The 15,306-nt window shown below is 34.0% G+C and carries 15 protein-coding genes and 1 riboswitch; of the genes, 5 read left to right on the forward strand and 10 right to left on the reverse strand.

Annotation, left to right across the window (positions count from 1 at the left end; all coding sequences use genetic code 11):
- Positions 1–32 precede the first annotated feature (32 nt).
- From cydC to ACH6CY_RS00540, 6 genes are all read right to left on the reverse strand, one after another.
- On the reverse strand, positions 33–1,748 hold the full coding sequence (gene cydC, locus ACH6CY_RS00515; RefSeq protein WP_374065238.1) for a thiol reductant ABC exporter subunit CydC: 1,716 nt from the start codon (positions 1,746–1,748) through the stop codon (positions 33–35).
- Positions 1,735–3,477 carry a thiol reductant ABC exporter subunit CydD gene (gene cydD, locus ACH6CY_RS00520; RefSeq protein ID WP_374065239.1) on the reverse strand — a complete coding sequence of 581 codons (1,743 nt, stop codon included), beginning with the start codon at positions 3,475–3,477 and terminating at the stop codon, positions 1,735–1,737. Before cydD ends, cydC begins: the two co-directional genes overlap by 14 nt.
- A gap of 24 nt (positions 3,478–3,501) precedes the next feature.
- The gene (locus ACH6CY_RS00525) at positions 3,502–4,515 is read right to left on the reverse strand and encodes a cytochrome d ubiquinol oxidase subunit II (RefSeq protein WP_374065241.1); all 1,014 of its coding nucleotides are present in this window, start codon (positions 4,513–4,515) and stop codon (positions 3,502–3,504) included.
- Positions 4,515–5,846 carry a cytochrome ubiquinol oxidase subunit I gene (locus ACH6CY_RS00530; RefSeq protein ID WP_374065490.1) on the reverse strand — a complete coding sequence of 444 codons (1,332 nt, stop codon included), beginning with the start codon at positions 5,844–5,846 and terminating at the stop codon, positions 4,515–4,517. The genes ACH6CY_RS00525 and ACH6CY_RS00530 overlap by 1 nt, the downstream gene beginning before the upstream one ends.
- A 267-nt stretch (positions 5,847–6,113) precedes the next feature.
- On the reverse strand, positions 6,114–7,994 hold the full coding sequence (gene htpG / locus ACH6CY_RS00535) for a molecular chaperone HtpG (RefSeq protein ID WP_374065242.1): 1,881 nt from the start codon (positions 7,992–7,994) through the stop codon (positions 6,114–6,116).
- Positions 7,995–8,106: 112 nt separating this feature from the next.
- Positions 8,107–8,490, reverse strand: a complete 384-nt coding sequence (locus ACH6CY_RS00540; protein ID WP_374065243.1) for an IDEAL domain-containing protein — start codon at positions 8,488–8,490, stop codon at positions 8,107–8,109.
- 257 nt (positions 8,491–8,747) lie between these two features.
- Positions 8,748–8,933, forward strand: a riboswitch (Lysine riboswitch).
- Positions 8,934–9,054: 121 nt separating this feature from the next.
- On the opposite strand from ACH6CY_RS00540, the gene dapA reads away from it, so the two are divergent.
- Complete coding sequence (gene dapA, locus ACH6CY_RS00545; protein ID WP_374065491.1) at positions 9,055–9,942, forward strand: 4-hydroxy-tetrahydrodipicolinate synthase; 888 nt, start codon at positions 9,055–9,057, stop codon at positions 9,940–9,942.
- 54 nt (positions 9,943–9,996) lie between these two features.
- On the opposite strand, the gene ACH6CY_RS00550 is transcribed toward dapA, so the two are convergent.
- On the reverse strand, positions 9,997–10,854 hold the full coding sequence (locus ACH6CY_RS00550) for a CvfB family protein (protein WP_374065244.1): 858 nt from the start codon (positions 10,852–10,854) through the stop codon (positions 9,997–9,999).
- A 100-nt stretch (positions 10,855–10,954) separates the two neighbouring features.
- Here ACH6CY_RS00550 and ACH6CY_RS00555 point away from each other — a divergent pair, with 100 nt between their 5' ends.
- The 4 genes from ACH6CY_RS00555 (at position 10,955) to ACH6CY_RS00570 (ending at position 14,062) form a co-directional block, all read left to right on the forward strand.
- Complete coding sequence (locus ACH6CY_RS00555) at positions 10,955–11,401, forward strand: YaiI/YqxD family protein (RefSeq protein WP_374065245.1); 447 nt, start codon at positions 10,955–10,957, stop codon at positions 11,399–11,401.
- Between the two features lie 110 nt (positions 11,402–11,511).
- On the forward strand, positions 11,512–12,282 hold the full coding sequence (locus ACH6CY_RS00560) for an ABC transporter ATP-binding protein (RefSeq protein ID WP_374065246.1): 771 nt from the start codon (positions 11,512–11,514) through the stop codon (positions 12,280–12,282).
- Between the two features lies 1 nt (position 12,283).
- Positions 12,284–13,036: an ABC transporter permease gene (locus tag ACH6CY_RS00565; RefSeq protein WP_374065247.1), complete on the forward strand. Its 753-nt coding sequence runs from the start codon at positions 12,284–12,286 to the stop codon at positions 13,034–13,036.
- A 27-nt stretch (positions 13,037–13,063) separates the two neighbouring features.
- Entirely contained in the window at positions 13,064–14,062 is a 999-nt protein-coding gene (locus ACH6CY_RS00570) for an aliphatic sulfonate ABC transporter substrate-binding protein (protein ID WP_374065248.1), read from the forward strand.
- A gap of 16 nt (positions 14,063–14,078) precedes the next feature.
- On the opposite strand, the gene ACH6CY_RS00575 is transcribed toward ACH6CY_RS00570, so the two are convergent.
- The 3 genes from ACH6CY_RS00575 to ACH6CY_RS00585 form a co-directional block, all read right to left on the reverse strand.
- The gene (locus tag ACH6CY_RS00575; RefSeq protein WP_374065249.1) at positions 14,079–14,237 is read right to left on the reverse strand and encodes a hypothetical protein; all 159 of its coding nucleotides are present in this window, start codon (positions 14,235–14,237) and stop codon (positions 14,079–14,081) included.
- A 96-nt stretch (positions 14,238–14,333) separates the two neighbouring features.
- Positions 14,334–14,870 carry a hypothetical protein gene (locus ACH6CY_RS00580; RefSeq protein WP_374065250.1) on the reverse strand — a complete coding sequence of 179 codons (537 nt, stop codon included), beginning with the start codon at positions 14,868–14,870 and terminating at the stop codon, positions 14,334–14,336.
- On the reverse strand, positions 14,863–15,180 hold the full coding sequence (locus ACH6CY_RS00585; RefSeq protein WP_374065251.1) for a hypothetical protein: 318 nt from the start codon (positions 15,178–15,180) through the stop codon (positions 14,863–14,865). Before ACH6CY_RS00585 ends, ACH6CY_RS00580 begins: the two co-directional genes overlap by 8 nt.
- Positions 15,181–15,306 lie beyond the last annotated feature (126 nt).

A 15,306-nucleotide genomic window follows, 5' to 3' on the forward strand; every position in this document is an offset into this window, starting at 1 on the left:
TCATCATAACATTTGTCAGAAAGTTGTCAATCTTATATTAACAAGGATTGTTCCAGTTGTTTCATTTCATATAAGTAACCTTTTTGTTTCATTAATGTGTCATAGCTACCTAGTTCAATAATTTCCCCATGCTCCATCACGATAATTTGATCCATTTTTTCAAGACCGTTGATACGATGACTAACTAATAATAATGTATCATTCTTTGCTAATTGATCTATTTCACTCATTATGATTTGTTCTGATTTAGCGTCCAGTGAAGAAGTTGGTTCATCTAACACCCAGAGATTTCCCTTTTTCAGTATTGCTCTAGCAATAGCCAAGCGTTGCTTTTCCCCACCAGATAGGTTTTGTCCTCGCTCAGCAACAGAATCAGTCAACGAAAAATCGGCAAGTAACACACGTTGAAGTGTCCTATTTAATTCTTCATCTGTTGCTTGTGTGTTTGCAATTAATAAGTTATCTTTCACCGTTCCATAAAAAAAGTGATTTTCTTGAAGCACTACTCTTGATTGTTGCCAAATTGCTTCAGCAGCTATCTCTTCATAGTTTTGATTATTCCATGTTATATATCCATCATGTGCAAATTGTAGCTTGATCATTAGTTGTAATAAGGTAGATTTACCTGAACCACTAGCTCCTACAATAGCTGTTTTCGTACCACTTTCTATTGTTAGTGATATATCTGATAAAGTCATGCGCCAATCTGAGAAATAATTAAAGTTTACATGATCAAACACAATAGTTGGAACAGCAGTTGTGTTTACTTGAGCTTCACCTAAATCTGTCTCTATATCAGTGTCCTCTACAACTTCATTTAACCTTGAAACAGCTGATTGACTCTCTTGGTAATAGATAGGAAAAACCCCCATTGGAGTAATTGGTTCAAACACCGTTAGCGAGATCATTACAAGCATTGCTAAGAAAAGACCATCCAGCTGACCATCAGCTACTGCATATGACCCAACTGCTAGAACAACCCAGCTAGTGACAAATGTGACAAAACTAGTTACTGATTGGTTGAATACCTTATTCATATTCTCTTTATTTTGAGCTGTAATGTATACATTTGATTTTTGCAGTAAATCTTGTTTTTTTGTCTCTGCTTGTTGAAACAATTTTAATTCATTATACCCATACATATAATCAGTTACCTCAGTAGATAATTGACCACGATCTGTACGCACTTGTTGTTTGATTTTCATTTGTTTTAAAGAAAATAGTAACGGAATGACAAATGTCGTTATAAGATAACCAACAAGTAAAATCATTGCTACTGAAAAAGAGTAAAAACTAGTAAAGAAGATCGTACTGACAAACACTAATAATAAAACAATTGGTGGATAAAAAACTCGCAAAAAGAAATTTTGTAGGCTCTCTACATCACCAACGACTCTACCTAAAAGATCTCCACTTCTATATTTACGAAAAACCTGTGGTACAAGTGGCTCTAATTTTTCAAAGAAACGAACACGTAAATTACTCAAAATCGTAAATGTTGCGCGGTGTGAAACTAAACGTTCACCATATTTTGCTCCTGCTTTGATAAACCCTAATAGTTTAACTGTCGAAGTTACTACAATCAGTGCATAAAGTGGTGTTTCTAGTGCAGCTTTAGAGATCAGATAACCACTGGCTGCAAACAGACCAACACTTGAAATCCCAGCTATAAAACCAAACAAAACAGCATAAAAAATATCTTTTTTTTCCATTAACAGTACATGAATGAGTTGTTTAATTGGAGTCATTATCTACTCCTCCTTGCTGGATCGTTACCATCTCTCGATATGCTGGTAGTGTATCAATTAATTCCTGATGTGTTCCAATACCAGCTATTTGACCGTTCTGTAGGAATACAATCTTATCTGCATCCTTGATTGTATGTAAACGGTGAGCAATCGTAATGATTGTTCCAAATGATTGCAATTCCTTCGTTGATTGTTGTAAAATTCCTTCCGTTTGTAAATCTAATCCCCGTGTTGGTTCATCTAATAAGACAATATTTGGCTTTTTAATAAATGCCCGAGCAATAGCAACACGTTGTTTTTCTCCGCTTGATAATCCTCTTGCACCTTCCCCAATATAAGTTTGATACTTATCAGGAAGTGATTCGATTAGTTCAGAAATGCCTGCTTTTTGTGCAGCTAATTTAATTTCTGTCATATCAATATTCTCGTCAGACCCTAAAGCAATATTTTCAGCGATTGTTCCAGAGAAAATATATGGATCTTGAGAAATATAACTTACCTGGCGTAACCAACTATTTTCCGTGTAATTTTCAATCGGCTCCCTATTTATCTGAATCGTTCCTTGCTCCGTTCTGATCATACCAGCTAGCAAATGAAGCAAAGTCGATTTACCAGATCCACTTGGACCAACAATAGCTACCCTCTCATTAGGGTGACAATAAAAGCTTATATCCTCCAAAGAAAACCCTGAGCTTTCGTAATGAAATGAAACATGAACGAATTCAATTGTAGGCGTTTGTTCAGTAAGTGGCAATTCGATCTCTCCCCACTTCACAGGAGAAACAATTTCTTCAAATGTTTCAAATACTTTTTTTGTCGCGCCCATACTACTACGACCATTGTGAAACGTCGTACCTAGTTCTCTTAATGCAGTGAAAAATTCGGGAACTAAGATAAGTATAAAGAAAGCGGTGTGAAAAGAAATTCCATCATACAGTACTAGTTGAAAGGCTATTTCTAATGCGACTATGCCGATACTTAACATAGAAATTACTTCTAGCATGAATGATTGTGTAAAAGCAATTTTAAGAATTTCCATCGTCGTATCACGAAACCCTAAACTGCTTTTTTCTAATTCATCCTTCTTTTGATTCGTTTGATTGAATATTTTTAAGGTGACTAATCCTTTCAATATATCTAAAAAGGATCCAGAGAAAGCTGCCATTTGTTCTAGTTTTTCTTCGGATTTTTTTTGTGTCTTTATCCCGATCACGATCATAAAGATCGGAATAAACGGTGCAGTGACCATCAAGATAATTCCAGAATTAATATGTTGTGTAAAAATAATAATTAATGTTAATAAAGGTACAAAAGCACTTTGCATCACTTGTGGAATGAATTGGCTGTAAAAGCTGTCCATCTCATCTACTCCATCAAGTAACATACTCACTTTCTCTCCAACTCGTCCTTGCTTTTCACTATTAGTAATTTGGTGCTTATATCTATCTAACAATTTTGTTCTTGTTTCTTCCTTAACTGCACTTGCAATCTGAACACCAATTTTTTTACTATAATAGTCTGCAATAGACCGAGCCATTAAAGCTAGCAATAGAAGAGCAAGCCACTCTAATATAGATGAGAAGCTAGCTCTTTTTAAAAATATATCATTAACAATCCATGTAATAGAATAAGCCTGCACAATGATAGCTACCCCTAATAACAGTGTTAATAATAGTAGCAAAAATAGGCTAGTCTTATGTGCGCGTAATGAATGTTTTATTCGTTGCATCATTGATCGTTCCTTTAAATAAGGTTATTTTTTTCCTTTGGCATAGTCTGCATTAAATAAGAAAAGGCGCATTAATAAAATTAATGATGGAATAAGTAATAATAGACCACCGATAAATGCGATAATTAATGCAATAGCCATCGACTCACTTGTTACACTGTCCTCAATATGAATATACGGATCAAGCAGGTATGGGAATTTAGCAATGCCGTAACCAAAAAACGCAAAGAAAAACTGCAACATGATTGCAATAAATGCAATGCCATAATTTCTTCCTATATAGAGTAGCCCTAACCCAATTAAGAAACAAGCAATTGAAATACCGAATACCCACCACAAATCAAGCATATTATCAAAATGCCTCTCATTACGTTGACTTAAAGCAATCATTGTAGTTAATGCCATAATAATGGTAGGTGTCGCCCAAAATAGCGCCCATTTACGAACCAGATTTAGTGCTTTTTGGTCATTCGCTCGTGAAGCATAATAGGTTAAAAAACTAGCACTAATAAATAATATAGCTGTAATGGCGAGTGCTACAATACTCCAAGATAGAGGACTTGTAAATAATTCTGCATATTTTAACGATACTACACCATTCTCTTCTGTAATAAATCCACCTTCTGATATGGTAAGCGCAGTAGATAAAGAAGCTGGGATAAATAGTCCAGTCGCACCATATAAAAACATGTATACATTACTTTGTTTAGAACCATAATTTTCAAAAGCGTAGAAAGATCCTCTAATTGCCAACAATATAATCGCAAAACTAATTGGTACTAATAGCGCTGAACCAAAGTAATATGCGGAATTCGGAAAAAAACCTACAATTCCTACAAAAAAGAATACTAAAAACACATTTGTTACTTCCCACACTGGAGATAAGTAACGCGAAATGATTTGATTAATAATATGATCTCTTTTGGTAACTTTCGCATAGTATGCAAAAAATCCGGCACCAAAGTCAATGGAGGCAATGATCAAATAGCCATAAAGAAACAACCAAAGTACGGTAATGCCAATTACTTCATAACTCATTACTCTGACACTCCCTTCTCAATCACTGGGTAACGCTTTTCAAGTTCTACCTCTGCCGGGTTGTTTTTAAAAAGCTTGCGTAAAGTAATCACGCACAATGTACCTAACACAATATAAAGTAATAAGAATAAAAAGAACATGTGCGTGATATAAGGAGAGCTAGTTGCTGCTTCCTCCACTGTCATATACCCACGGAGAATCCAAGGTTGTCTTCCTTCCTCTGCATAGATCCAACCAAATTCGACAGCTAACATCGCTAATGGCCCACTTAAGGTGATCAACCATAAAAATAATTTATTATTGGCATTCCATTTTTTTATGAACGTAAATAGAAGATAAACAAATGAAATAGCTAATAAAAAGAAACCAATGGTTACCATCAGATCAAACATGTAATGAATCCATAGTGGTGGGTGTTCATTCTCTGGAAATTCCTCCAATCCAGTAACTTCGCTCATAAAATTACCGTGAGCGAGAAAGCTTAAAAATCCAGGTAAACGTATTTCTCCAACTACTTCATTATCTTCATTCAGCCAACCAAATAATATCAAATCAGCATTTTCTTCTGTCTCAAAATGCCATTCTGCTGCTGCTAGTTTTTCTGGCTGATGCGTAGCTAAAAATTTCGCAGAAACATCACCGGCAACTGCAGTTAAGATAGAAAAGATAAACATAGAAATAACAGTTAATTTTAATGCTTTCTTATGATATGTTTTTGCTCCTTTTTTGCGCAATAAAGCAAATGCTGCAATTGCTGCTAAAATAGCTGCAACTGTCACATATGATCCACCTAGAACGTGAGCCACCCTAGTTGGTGTAGAAGGATTCAACATTGCAGCTATTGGATTTACTGCTGTAAACTCACCGTTCTGCATTAAAAATCCGTCAGGTGTATTCATAAATGAATTCACTGTTGTGATAAATACAGCTGAAATTCCTGCCCCGATTAAAACTGGTATAGAAAATAACCAATGGATATATTGATTTTTAAAACGATCCCAAGTATATAAATAAATCCCTAAGAAAATCGCTTCAAAAAAGAAAGCGAATACTTCCATAAATAATGGCAATGCGATCACATTACCGGCCAGTTGCATAAACTGAGGCCAAACTAAAGACAGTTGCAATCCAATAGCAGTACCAGTCACAACACCAATTGCCACTGTGATTACAAATCCACGTGCCCAACGCTGTGCTAATAAAATATAATGCTCGTCCTTCTTTTTAATTCCGATAAATTCTGCAATTGAAATAAATAATGGCACACCTACGCCTAAGGTGGCGAAAATAATATGAAATCCTAAAGTCATTGCTGTAATTAATCGACTCATGATGACTGGATCAAATTCCACTTCTATCCCTCCATTTTCTCTTTGTGAAATTCATAACTTTTTCATTATAGCATTTATTAGGTTAGAATGTTTTTCTTTAGTACATTTTAAACTTAATCGTTTATAAAGTTGTGTACTATCCGTGACTTTTTTATGACATGTTTGTGACAAATTCAAAATAAACAATAGGATTGCGTAATAGAAAAAGACATCACACTTGATTAATTAGTGTATGCCTTTTCTATCTTTACTTATTCATTTGAATGTCTATTCAGCAATTGCTTTCCAAATATTATTTGTAAATGTAACTGGATCGTCGATAGAAAGTCCTTCAATCAACAAAGCTTGGTGATATAATATATTTGTCAACAAATCCGTTTTTTGGATATCCTCTTTTTCATAAGCCGTTTGCATTGTTTTAAATACATCGTGATGCATGTTAATTTCTAAAATTTTATCTGCTTTTAGCTGAGGATTATCAGGCATCATATTTAATACCTTTTCCATCTCAATGGATATCTCACCATCATTACTTAAACAAACAGGATGTGATTTCAGCCGTTTAGAAATGCGTACATCTTTCACTTTATCTGCCAATACAGATTTCATATGATCTAACAATGCTTTATTTTCTTTCATTTCTTCTTCTGTATTCTCTTCTTCATCTGGTTCAAACCCTAAGTCACCGCTTGAAACAGATTTAAAATCTTTTTCTTGATAGGTTGCTAGCATTTTTATGGCAAATTCATCAATATCATCGGTTAAATAAAGAATTTCATATCCTTTGTCTAAGACAACTTCCGTTTGTGGTAGGCGTTCTATTCTTTCATTCGTTTCTCCAGTCGCATAATAAATGTATGGTTGATCTTCAGGCATACGTTCTACATATTCAGCAAGAGAAACTAACTTGTTTTCTTTTGATGAATAAAAAAGTAATAAATCTTGCAATGTTTCTTTGTTTTGCCCAAAATCACTGTAGACACCATATTTTAGCTGGCGTCCAAATGAAGCATAAAACGTTTCGTATTTGTCACGGTCATTCTTTAGTAACTTTTGTAATTCAGTCTTAATTTTCTTGTTAATATTTTTCGCTATTAATTTTAACTGACGGTCATGCTGTAACATTTCACGAGAGATGTTAAGTGAAAGATCTTCTGAATCAACCAATCCTTTAACAAAACTAAAGTAATCAGGTAATAGATCTGCACATTTGTTCATAATGAGCACACCATTAGAATATAATTCTAGACCTTTTTCATATTCAGCAGAGTAGTAATTGTATGGCGTGCTTTCAGGTATATACAAAATCGCATCGTAACGAATATTTCCGTCCACACTTAAATGAATATGTTGAAGAGGCTGATCAAAACCGTAATGCTTTTCTGTGTAAAATTGATTATAATCTTCATCACTTAATTCATTTTTATTCTTTTTCCAAATCGGGATCATACTATTGACTGTTTTTTCTTCAATAACTTCAACAGGATCCTGATCTTCTCCTTGAGGTTCTTTAGTGACAATGTCCATTTTAATAGGGTAACGAATAAAATCGGAATATTTAACAATAATTGACTTTAATTGATCAACATCTAAAAATTGGTCAAAATCATCTTCATCTGTACTCTTTTTTATTGTTAACGCAATTTCGGTCCCTGTATCTGTTTTATTTACAGGTTCAATACTATAGCCCTCAACGCCTTCTGATCTCCATAAATAACCTTGATCACTATTTAGTGCTTTCGTTTTAACAGTTACTGCATCAGCTACCATAAACGCTGCATAAAATCCTACACCAAATTGGCCGATAATATCATGACCATCTTTAATGTCATTTTCTTTTTTAAATGATAATGAACCACTTCTTGCTATAACACCTAAATTGTTAATCAGCTCTTCTTCGGTCATCCCAATTCCTGTATCAGTGATTGTTAAGGTCCGAGATTCTTTATCAGCACTTACTTTTATGTAATAATCTTTTGAGTTGAATGTAAGAGACTCATCTGTTAGCGCCTTATAATATAGCTTATCAATGGCATCACTAGCATTTGAGATTAATTCTCGAAGGAAAACTTCTCGTTGTGAATAAATGGAGTTAATCATCATTTCTAATAGTCTTTTTGACTCTGCTTCAAATTGTTTCGTTGGCATGTTTATGCTCCTCTCTTATTTTCAGATAATTAGATTTAGCAGTCAGTTAAAAAGAGTGCTAACATTAATTATTTACCATAGATAAGAGTAGCTGTCAATCCAAGCTAATTTATTACAAACGATAATCTGTACTATAATTGTTTCTTTCATAATCTACATGATATATATTTTGTTCTTTGCGTTTCTTAATTTTGTTCCATTGTGAAACTAATTCATGAAACCAATCTTCATCACGAGTCTCAAGTGCCATGTTAATTAATATATATAATTGATTCTCCGTTTTTGCGAAATCACTAGTTAAACGATTAACTTTTGATGGGTTAATTTGAATACTTTGTCCCGTCAACATCTTATTATCACAAGCAACAACGTGAATTTGGACAACATTATGATTGAATTCAGTTTTTTCAACAAATCCGTGCATTAAAATCCCTTTACTTGACTTCGCCCTAACCCAATCACCAATTTGAATTGTCGAATCTTTATTTATCCTCATATAACGCCACCACCTTTTATAATAATCACTATCCATGCCAATAAATATAGCTTTAAATAATTTGACTAAAAATTATGAATAGTTACGCTATATTTTATTTAGAAACAAATAGATTGTCAATCTATTTGCACTTGATTAGTTATAGTTGGACAAATATAATAAATTTTCTTGTGAATAAACCCAATGAAGCTATTGCAACTATCTTAAATATTTGATAAAGTATGACTAATATTTCTATAACTTCAATTGAACATTGAAGTGAGTATAGAGGAGCAAAGACCAATAGTAAGCTTTATGAAGCGGATGAACGCTAATGATTGAAGCTCAAAGGGGAATTTGCCGAAGTGAATAAACGTTCATCATTTTATTCACTGGTACTGTTATTGAATAAATACAGTACTGTCATATAGTAATTACATGCTATATGGAGGGCTATCTCACGCATCATAAAAATACTAATTGATGCAGCGCCGAGTCCTTCGTCGCTGTTTTTTTATGATGAGATACGCTCTATTCAATCGCATCGCAGATTACTTTTAAATTATGAGTAGAGGTGAATTTTACATGCAATTTGGTCGTTTATTAACCGCTATGGTTACTCCATTTGATGATGAGAGAAACATTGATTATGAAAAAACAAAGGAGGTCATTAATCATTTACTATTGAATGGAACAGAGGGAATTGTTATAACAGGAACGACTGGAGAATCTCCAACTTTAACAGAAGACGATAAAGTCGATTTTATTCGTTTTGTTGTTCAGCATGTTGATAAACGTATTCCAGTAATAGCAGGAACAGGATCAAATAATACACAAGCATCAATCGTTCTTACTAAGAAAGCAGAAACTATAGGGGTTGATGGTGTCATGTTAGTAACTCCTTATTACAACAAACCGTCTCAGGAGGGAATGTATCAACATTTCAAAACAATTGCTGAAGCAACTAGTTTACCTGTTATGCTTTATAATATTCCTGGAAGAAGTGTTGTTGGACTCTCGGTAGAAACAATCATTCGGTTATCTAAAATTAAGAATATAACCTCAATGAAAGAAGCAAGCGGAAATTTAGATATGATGACAACAATTATAAATGAAACAAAAGAGAATTTTGATTTATACAGTGGTGATGATAGTTTAACATTACCTGTATTATCTATTGGTGGTAGAGGTGTTGTGTCCGTTTCTTCACATATTATAGGGAATGAAATGCAACAAATGATCACTAATTATATGAATGGTGAACAAAGACAAGCAAGCCTTTTACATCAACAGTTATTACCAACAATGAAAGCTTTATTCTTAGCTCCTAATCCAACGCCAGTAAAAGAAGCATTATGTATGATTGGTTTAGACGTAGGCAGTGTTCGTTTACCTTTAATTCCATTAACTGAAGAGGAACGTGTGAGATTAAGAGGAGCGTTGCAAATAACAAAACAAGAACAAGTTGTATAAAAAACAAGGATGGTTCACTTTTTTTGCAGTAAACCATCCTTGTTTTTTAATTACTTATTCTTTTAATAAACGTGTTTTTCCATCTATTTGCTCAATTTTTTTCTCTTTCATTAGTTTGCCTAATGCTCGTTTAAAAGCAGATTTACTAATTTGAAATACTTGATAGATCATTTCTGGATCTGTCTTATCATTAAAAGGCATTTCACCGTTATGATCGACTAAATATTGCAGTATGATCGCTGCATCTGTTTGCCTAGCCTCTTTTTTTCGAGGCCGTAATGAAATGTTTAATGTACCATCTTCTTTTACTGCAATTACTCGACCATTTATCCACTGGCCTAATCTTGGTTCTTCTTTTCGCTCTGTACGATGGATAAATCCTCTATATCCTTCTTCTGTAATTAATACAGCACCTTCTCTATCCGTTCTGAAAACCCTACCTTCGATATCTTTGTCTAATAATGATTCTGGTGCATGATCCCACGTCCCCTCAAAATCACTCTCAGCTACCGGTTTCGCAAGTAACCTCCCCTTCTTATCCAAGTCTAAAATAACATATAGTTCATCGCCGACTTCAGGCCAGGCCGTTGTGAAAACAGGTAAATCATCACTAGAAACTAAGATGCTTACACAAGTGCCAATATCGACAAACACGCCTAAATCTAACTGTACTTTTGTTACAACTGCCCAATCAAATACATCCGTGCGAGCACTGGGAAGATCTGTTGTTGCATACAATTGCTTTTTTTCCTGATAAAGAAAAACCTCATAGCTTTGATCGAATGCTAAATTCTTTTTGTTACGTTTTTTATTATAAAACACTTGTTCGTCTCCGTTAGATAGTATAAAAGAAGATTCATCTTCACTTACGACATCTAATGTAACAATTTGACCTGCTGCTAATTTTTTCATCTGTCTCCTTCTTTCTATTCCAACATCTAAATGTTATTATAACCGAAGCTATACTCTGATAAAATAGTAAATAACAATTATCTAGTAAAGGTTGAGTAAAATGAAGATATATGTCGATGCAGATGCCTGTCCCGTAAAAGAAATAATTATTCAAGTAGCGATACCTAAAAACATCCTTGTATATTTAGTTAAAAGTTATGCACACTTCTCAACACATCCTGATCCAGAGGGTGTCATTTCTATTTATGTTGATTCTGAGCGTGAAGCAGTTGATTATCGCATACTTTCCATGTTGCGTGCGGGTGATTTAGTAATTACACAAGATTATGGCCTAGCCTCATTAGCTTTAGAAAAGAAAGCTTTTGCATTACACCATAAAGGATTGATCTATACAGCAGATAATATAGATTATTTATTAGAAGTAAGATATCAACACGCACAAGCTAGAAAGAAAAAAATAAGAACAAAAGGACCAAAACGTTTAACGCAAGAAGATAAAGATAAATTTAAAGCAACACTAATAGGTATTTTAACTAATTTTCAGTAAATACTGCATTTTCTATTGACAACGTTTTATGTAATAAGTTAAAGTTTATTTAAATTCCTATTAAACAAATCGGAATAATTAACTAGTGTTGTTGATGAGGTGTCGGTTTTATGTTTTTAACTATTGATAAACTAAATAAGCAATTTTACCATCCAGGTAAACAATGTAGTACGGTATTAAAAGATATCCATTTGTCTGTCGAAGAAGGAGAGTTTATTTCTATTCTCGGCCCGTCTGGCTGTGGCAAATCTACCTTACTTTCCATTATAGCAGGATTAACATCATCAACTTCTGGAATGATTAAGGTACAAGGTAAATCAATTACCCAACCTGGCAAAGATCGAGGCATGGTTTTTCAAGAACCAGCGCTGTTTCCGTGGCTATCTGTCATAGAAAATGTCATATTCCCTATAAAAAAAGAACATAACAAAACAACTGCCAACGAGATAGCCAATAAATATTTAAAAATGGTTCAATTATCTAAGTATGCACATCATTACCCACATGAAATTTCTGGCGGAATGCAGCAAAGAGTCGCTATAGCTAGAGCATTAGTTATGAATCCTAGTTTATTATTAATGGATGAACCATTCGGTGCTTTAGATGAACAAACTCGTTCTAGATTACATGTGCAACTTGAACATATTTGGCGCGATACAAAGAAGACGATTATCTTTATTACACATAGCATTACTGAGTCAATAAAATTGTCTGATCGAGTGATTGTTATGGGTACACAGCCTGGGATAATCTTAACTGATATCAAAATAGATATTCCACGGCCTAGAGAAAAATATAAAGAACAGATGATAAAACTTGAATCACAGATTATGGGATATTTAAAAAGCGAGATTGACAAAGTCATAAGCGAGGAAACGTAATATGAAAACGATCAGTAAACGTATCTTGTTTTTTACTATATTAATAGGTTTTTGGAGTCTTGGATCAGGATTAAATTGGTGGTCAGAAGTGCTATTCCCTTCCCCATTAAGCGTTTTTCATGCACTGTTTAATGGTGTCAAAGATATGACATTAGTTTACGATTTAATTGCTAGCTTTCGTCGTCTAGCGATTGGGCTTAGTATTGCACTTCTATTAGGGACAACGATTGGCGTAATCATTGCTAAATCAAAAACAGCAGATGATACAGTTGGAGCTATGCTACTTGCCCTGCAAAGTGTGCCAAGCATCGTCTGGTTACCACTTGCTATTATGTGGTTTGGACTAAATGAAAAAGCCGTGATCTTTATTGTCATTTTAGGTGGAACATTTGTCATGGCGCTAAACATCCGAACAGGTATTAAAAATGTGCAACCACTCTTTATAAAAGCTGCGCGGACAATGGGTTCTAATGGATTAGATTTATTTAGAAGAGTCATCTTCCCTGCTTCAGTTCCGTATATTGTTACTGGCTCGCGCCTAGCATGGGCATTTTCCTGGAGAGCACTTATGGCTGGCGAATTACTAAGTACAGGTCCCGGATTAGGATATACGCTTCGTTATGCATCTGACTTCGGTGACATGAGTCTAGTAATTGGGGTAATGATAATCATTGGAATTATTGGCTCAATTGTTGATCAACTCATTTTCCAACGTATTGAAAAAAATGTAGCCAAACGTTGGGGATTAGTATAACTAAAAAAATTTAAAGGGGGAAAAATAATGAAAAAAGCAATGTTAAGTATCTTACTTGTCGTATTATTAGGTGGGCTCGTAGCTTGCGGTACATCCTCTTCATCAGCTACCAATAATAATGACACACAAACGGTAACACTTGGGTATTTCCCAAATATTAACCACGTACCTGCTATGGTTGCCAAAGCAGAAGGTTTTTATCAAGAGCATCTTGGAGATAACATAACGATTAAATACAAAACATTTCCAGATGGTGCTTCCTTTATGACCGCATTAAAAACTGGGGAAATTGACGCTGGGCTTGTTGGGCCAGGACCAGCAATGAACAATTATACAACAGGTACTGACGTAAAAATACTTGCAGGTGGTTCTACTGGTGGAACGGTTGTATTAGCAAGGAAGGATAGTGGTATTCAAACCCTAGAGGATATTGAAGGAAAAACATTTATCACCCCTCGTGTAGGTTGCACGCACAATGTACAATTTGAAACCTATATGAAGGATAAAGGTATTACATCAGAACGAATTGGCGGATCTATGGTGCATTCAACTGGTAAGCCTGCACAATATCAATCCATGTTTGAATCTGGTAAAGTTGATATCGCAGTTGCTCCTGAACCTTGGGCTTCTGTTCTAGTGCAAGAAGCAAATGCTAATGTCGTTATTCCTGCTGATGAAATTTCTTTCGGTCAAACATTACCTGCATCTGTACTAGTAAGTTCTGGTGAATCAGTAAAAAATGACCTTGATACCATTCAAAAAATTGTTGATGCACATAAACAAGCAATTACTTTTATTAATGATAATCCTGAAAAATCAAAAGAAATTACGATAAAAGATATTAAAGAAGAAACTGGTCAAGAATTAAGCAAGCAGGTAATTGATGGTGCGTGGGAGAATATTGGTTTCACCTATGAATTAAATGCAGATGAAGTTCAGGCATTTGGCGATGCTTCATTTGATTTGAAGTTTTTAAAAGAAAAACCTGATTTTACTGATTTGATCGACACGCAATTTATAAAATAAACAAGAAAACAAGGCGTTAATTAGACGCCTTGTTTTCTTGTTTTTCATCTACAATTACCGCTAGCCTGCTTTGATCCCAGCGCTTTGCTGTTTCATCAGGTACCTCATATTCTTTATCTGCTCGTAATAACTGATCATTGTATTTTGTTTGAACTAACATTTTCACTTTGGTCATTTTTCCCTCATCCTCAACCTTTAAACTGGAAAAGATAGTCGTGTAACGCACTACTACCTTTTTATATTTATTATAACATAGAGAGGCTTAGATTGATTATTTAATATCTCTATTTATACCTGTTACTAAGATGCCAATTACATCACTATCCAATGAAAATTCAATATTTATTTGATTGCTTTTGTCAAAATAGCCGATTATATTTGCACCTGTATCCGTTGTTTCATAATAGCTATCTCCATATGCTTCTATCACATCTTCTTTTGAACTACCGATGTATATTCCTTTATCAGTTTGGTATTTTCTATTTGTGAAAGAATATCTTTCAACAATGCCTTCGACTATTTTGAATTCCAAAGCGTTTCCATAAATAAGGTAAGTGGATTTTGTGTTTTTTGATTTTTTCGTTAAATCTGGCTTTTCGAATGCACTTATTACTTCCTTTTCTTTTGAACCAATCGATACCGTTTCTATTGCTTCTTTAGATAGATCCGTATTTTCCGTTTCCTTATAGAAATCTATTTTATTTTTTGTTCCACACCCACTTAAGTATAAATAAAACAATAGAAAACTTATAATAAACGTATCTTTATGCTTGATATAAGCACTTCCCTTTACATATGATTTATTCATCTACAACATGTTCTTCTCCATCTTCCGTATAAGATTCCATTATTATTTTATTATCTTCATTTTGATAATAGTAATATGTTTTAGCATCATTTTTTAATTTGATACTAACCATAAAGTTTTTATTACCACTCAAGTTAGCGATAAAGGGTTTACTAGATACTATTTCATCCTCGGACATGTTTTTCTCTGTTGTTAAATACTCAACTACGTTATTTTCTACACTATTTTTTTTGAATTCTACAAACGCAAAGAAACTGCCAACTAAAATAATTACGACTAATATCGCAATCCATAATTTTTTTCTTTTCATTTTAACCAACCTTTCTACGTTTCTATATTATATTAAATAATAAATTTAGCAGAATTAATAGTAAAATATTTCATCAATAGAAAAATACCACCAAAATAGCTAATGCTAATTTAGTGGTATCTGTTC

Origin of the sequence: Paraliobacillus sp. JSM ZJ581 (assembly GCF_044383835.1) — a bacterium.
GTDB lineage: Bacteria > Bacillota > Bacilli > Bacillales > Amphibacillaceae > Paraliobacillus.

Bases quoted from the DNA above. Each gene is read 5' to 3' on its own strand.
- ACH6CY_RS00555 (WP_374065245.1), top strand. From the start codon at position 10,955: ATGAAGATATATGTCGATGCAGATGCCTGTCCCGTAAAAGAAATAATT.
- ACH6CY_RS00560 (WP_374065246.1), top strand. From the start codon at position 11,512: ATGTTTTTAACTATTGATAAACTAAATAAGCAATTTTACCATCCAGGT.
- ACH6CY_RS00550 (WP_374065244.1), bottom strand. From the start codon at position 10,854: ATGAAAAAATTAGCAGCAGGTCAAATTGTTACATTAGATGTCGTAAGT.
- ACH6CY_RS00570 (WP_374065248.1), top strand. From the start codon at position 13,064: ATGAAAAAAGCAATGTTAAGTATCTTACTTGTCGTATTATTAGGTGGG.
- ACH6CY_RS00580 (WP_374065250.1), bottom strand. From the start codon at position 14,870: ATGAATAAATCATATGTAAAGGGAAGTGCTTATATCAAGCATAAAGAT.
- ACH6CY_RS00565 (WP_374065247.1), top strand. From the start codon at position 12,284: ATGAAAACGATCAGTAAACGTATCTTGTTTTTTACTATATTAATAGGT.
- ACH6CY_RS00575 (WP_374065249.1), bottom strand. From the start codon at position 14,237: ATGACCAAAGTGAAAATGTTAGTTCAAACAAAATACAATGATCAGTTA.
- ACH6CY_RS00540 (WP_374065243.1), bottom strand. From the start codon at position 8,490: ATGAGGATAAATAAAGATTCGACAATTCAAATTGGTGATTGGGTTAGG.
- ACH6CY_RS00525 (WP_374065241.1), bottom strand. From the start codon at position 4,515: ATGAGTTATGAAGTAATTGGCATTACCGTACTTTGGTTGTTTCTTTAT.
- dapA (WP_374065491.1), top strand. From the start codon at position 9,055: ATGCAATTTGGTCGTTTATTAACCGCTATGGTTACTCCATTTGATGAT.
- ACH6CY_RS00530 (WP_374065490.1), bottom strand. From the start codon at position 5,846: ATGAGTCGATTAATTACAGCAATGACTTTAGGATTTCATATTATTTTC.
- ACH6CY_RS00585 (WP_374065251.1), bottom strand. From the start codon at position 15,180: ATGAAAAGAAAAAAATTATGGATTGCGATATTAGTCGTAATTATTTTA.
- cydC (WP_374065238.1), bottom strand. From the start codon at position 1,748: ATGACTCCAATTAAACAACTCATTCATGTACTGTTAATGGAAAAAAAA.
- cydD (WP_374065239.1), bottom strand. From the start codon at position 3,477: ATGCAACGAATAAAACATTCATTACGCGCACATAAGACTAGCCTATTT.
- htpG (WP_374065242.1), bottom strand. From the start codon at position 7,994: ATGCCAACGAAACAATTTGAAGCAGAGTCAAAAAGACTATTAGAAATG.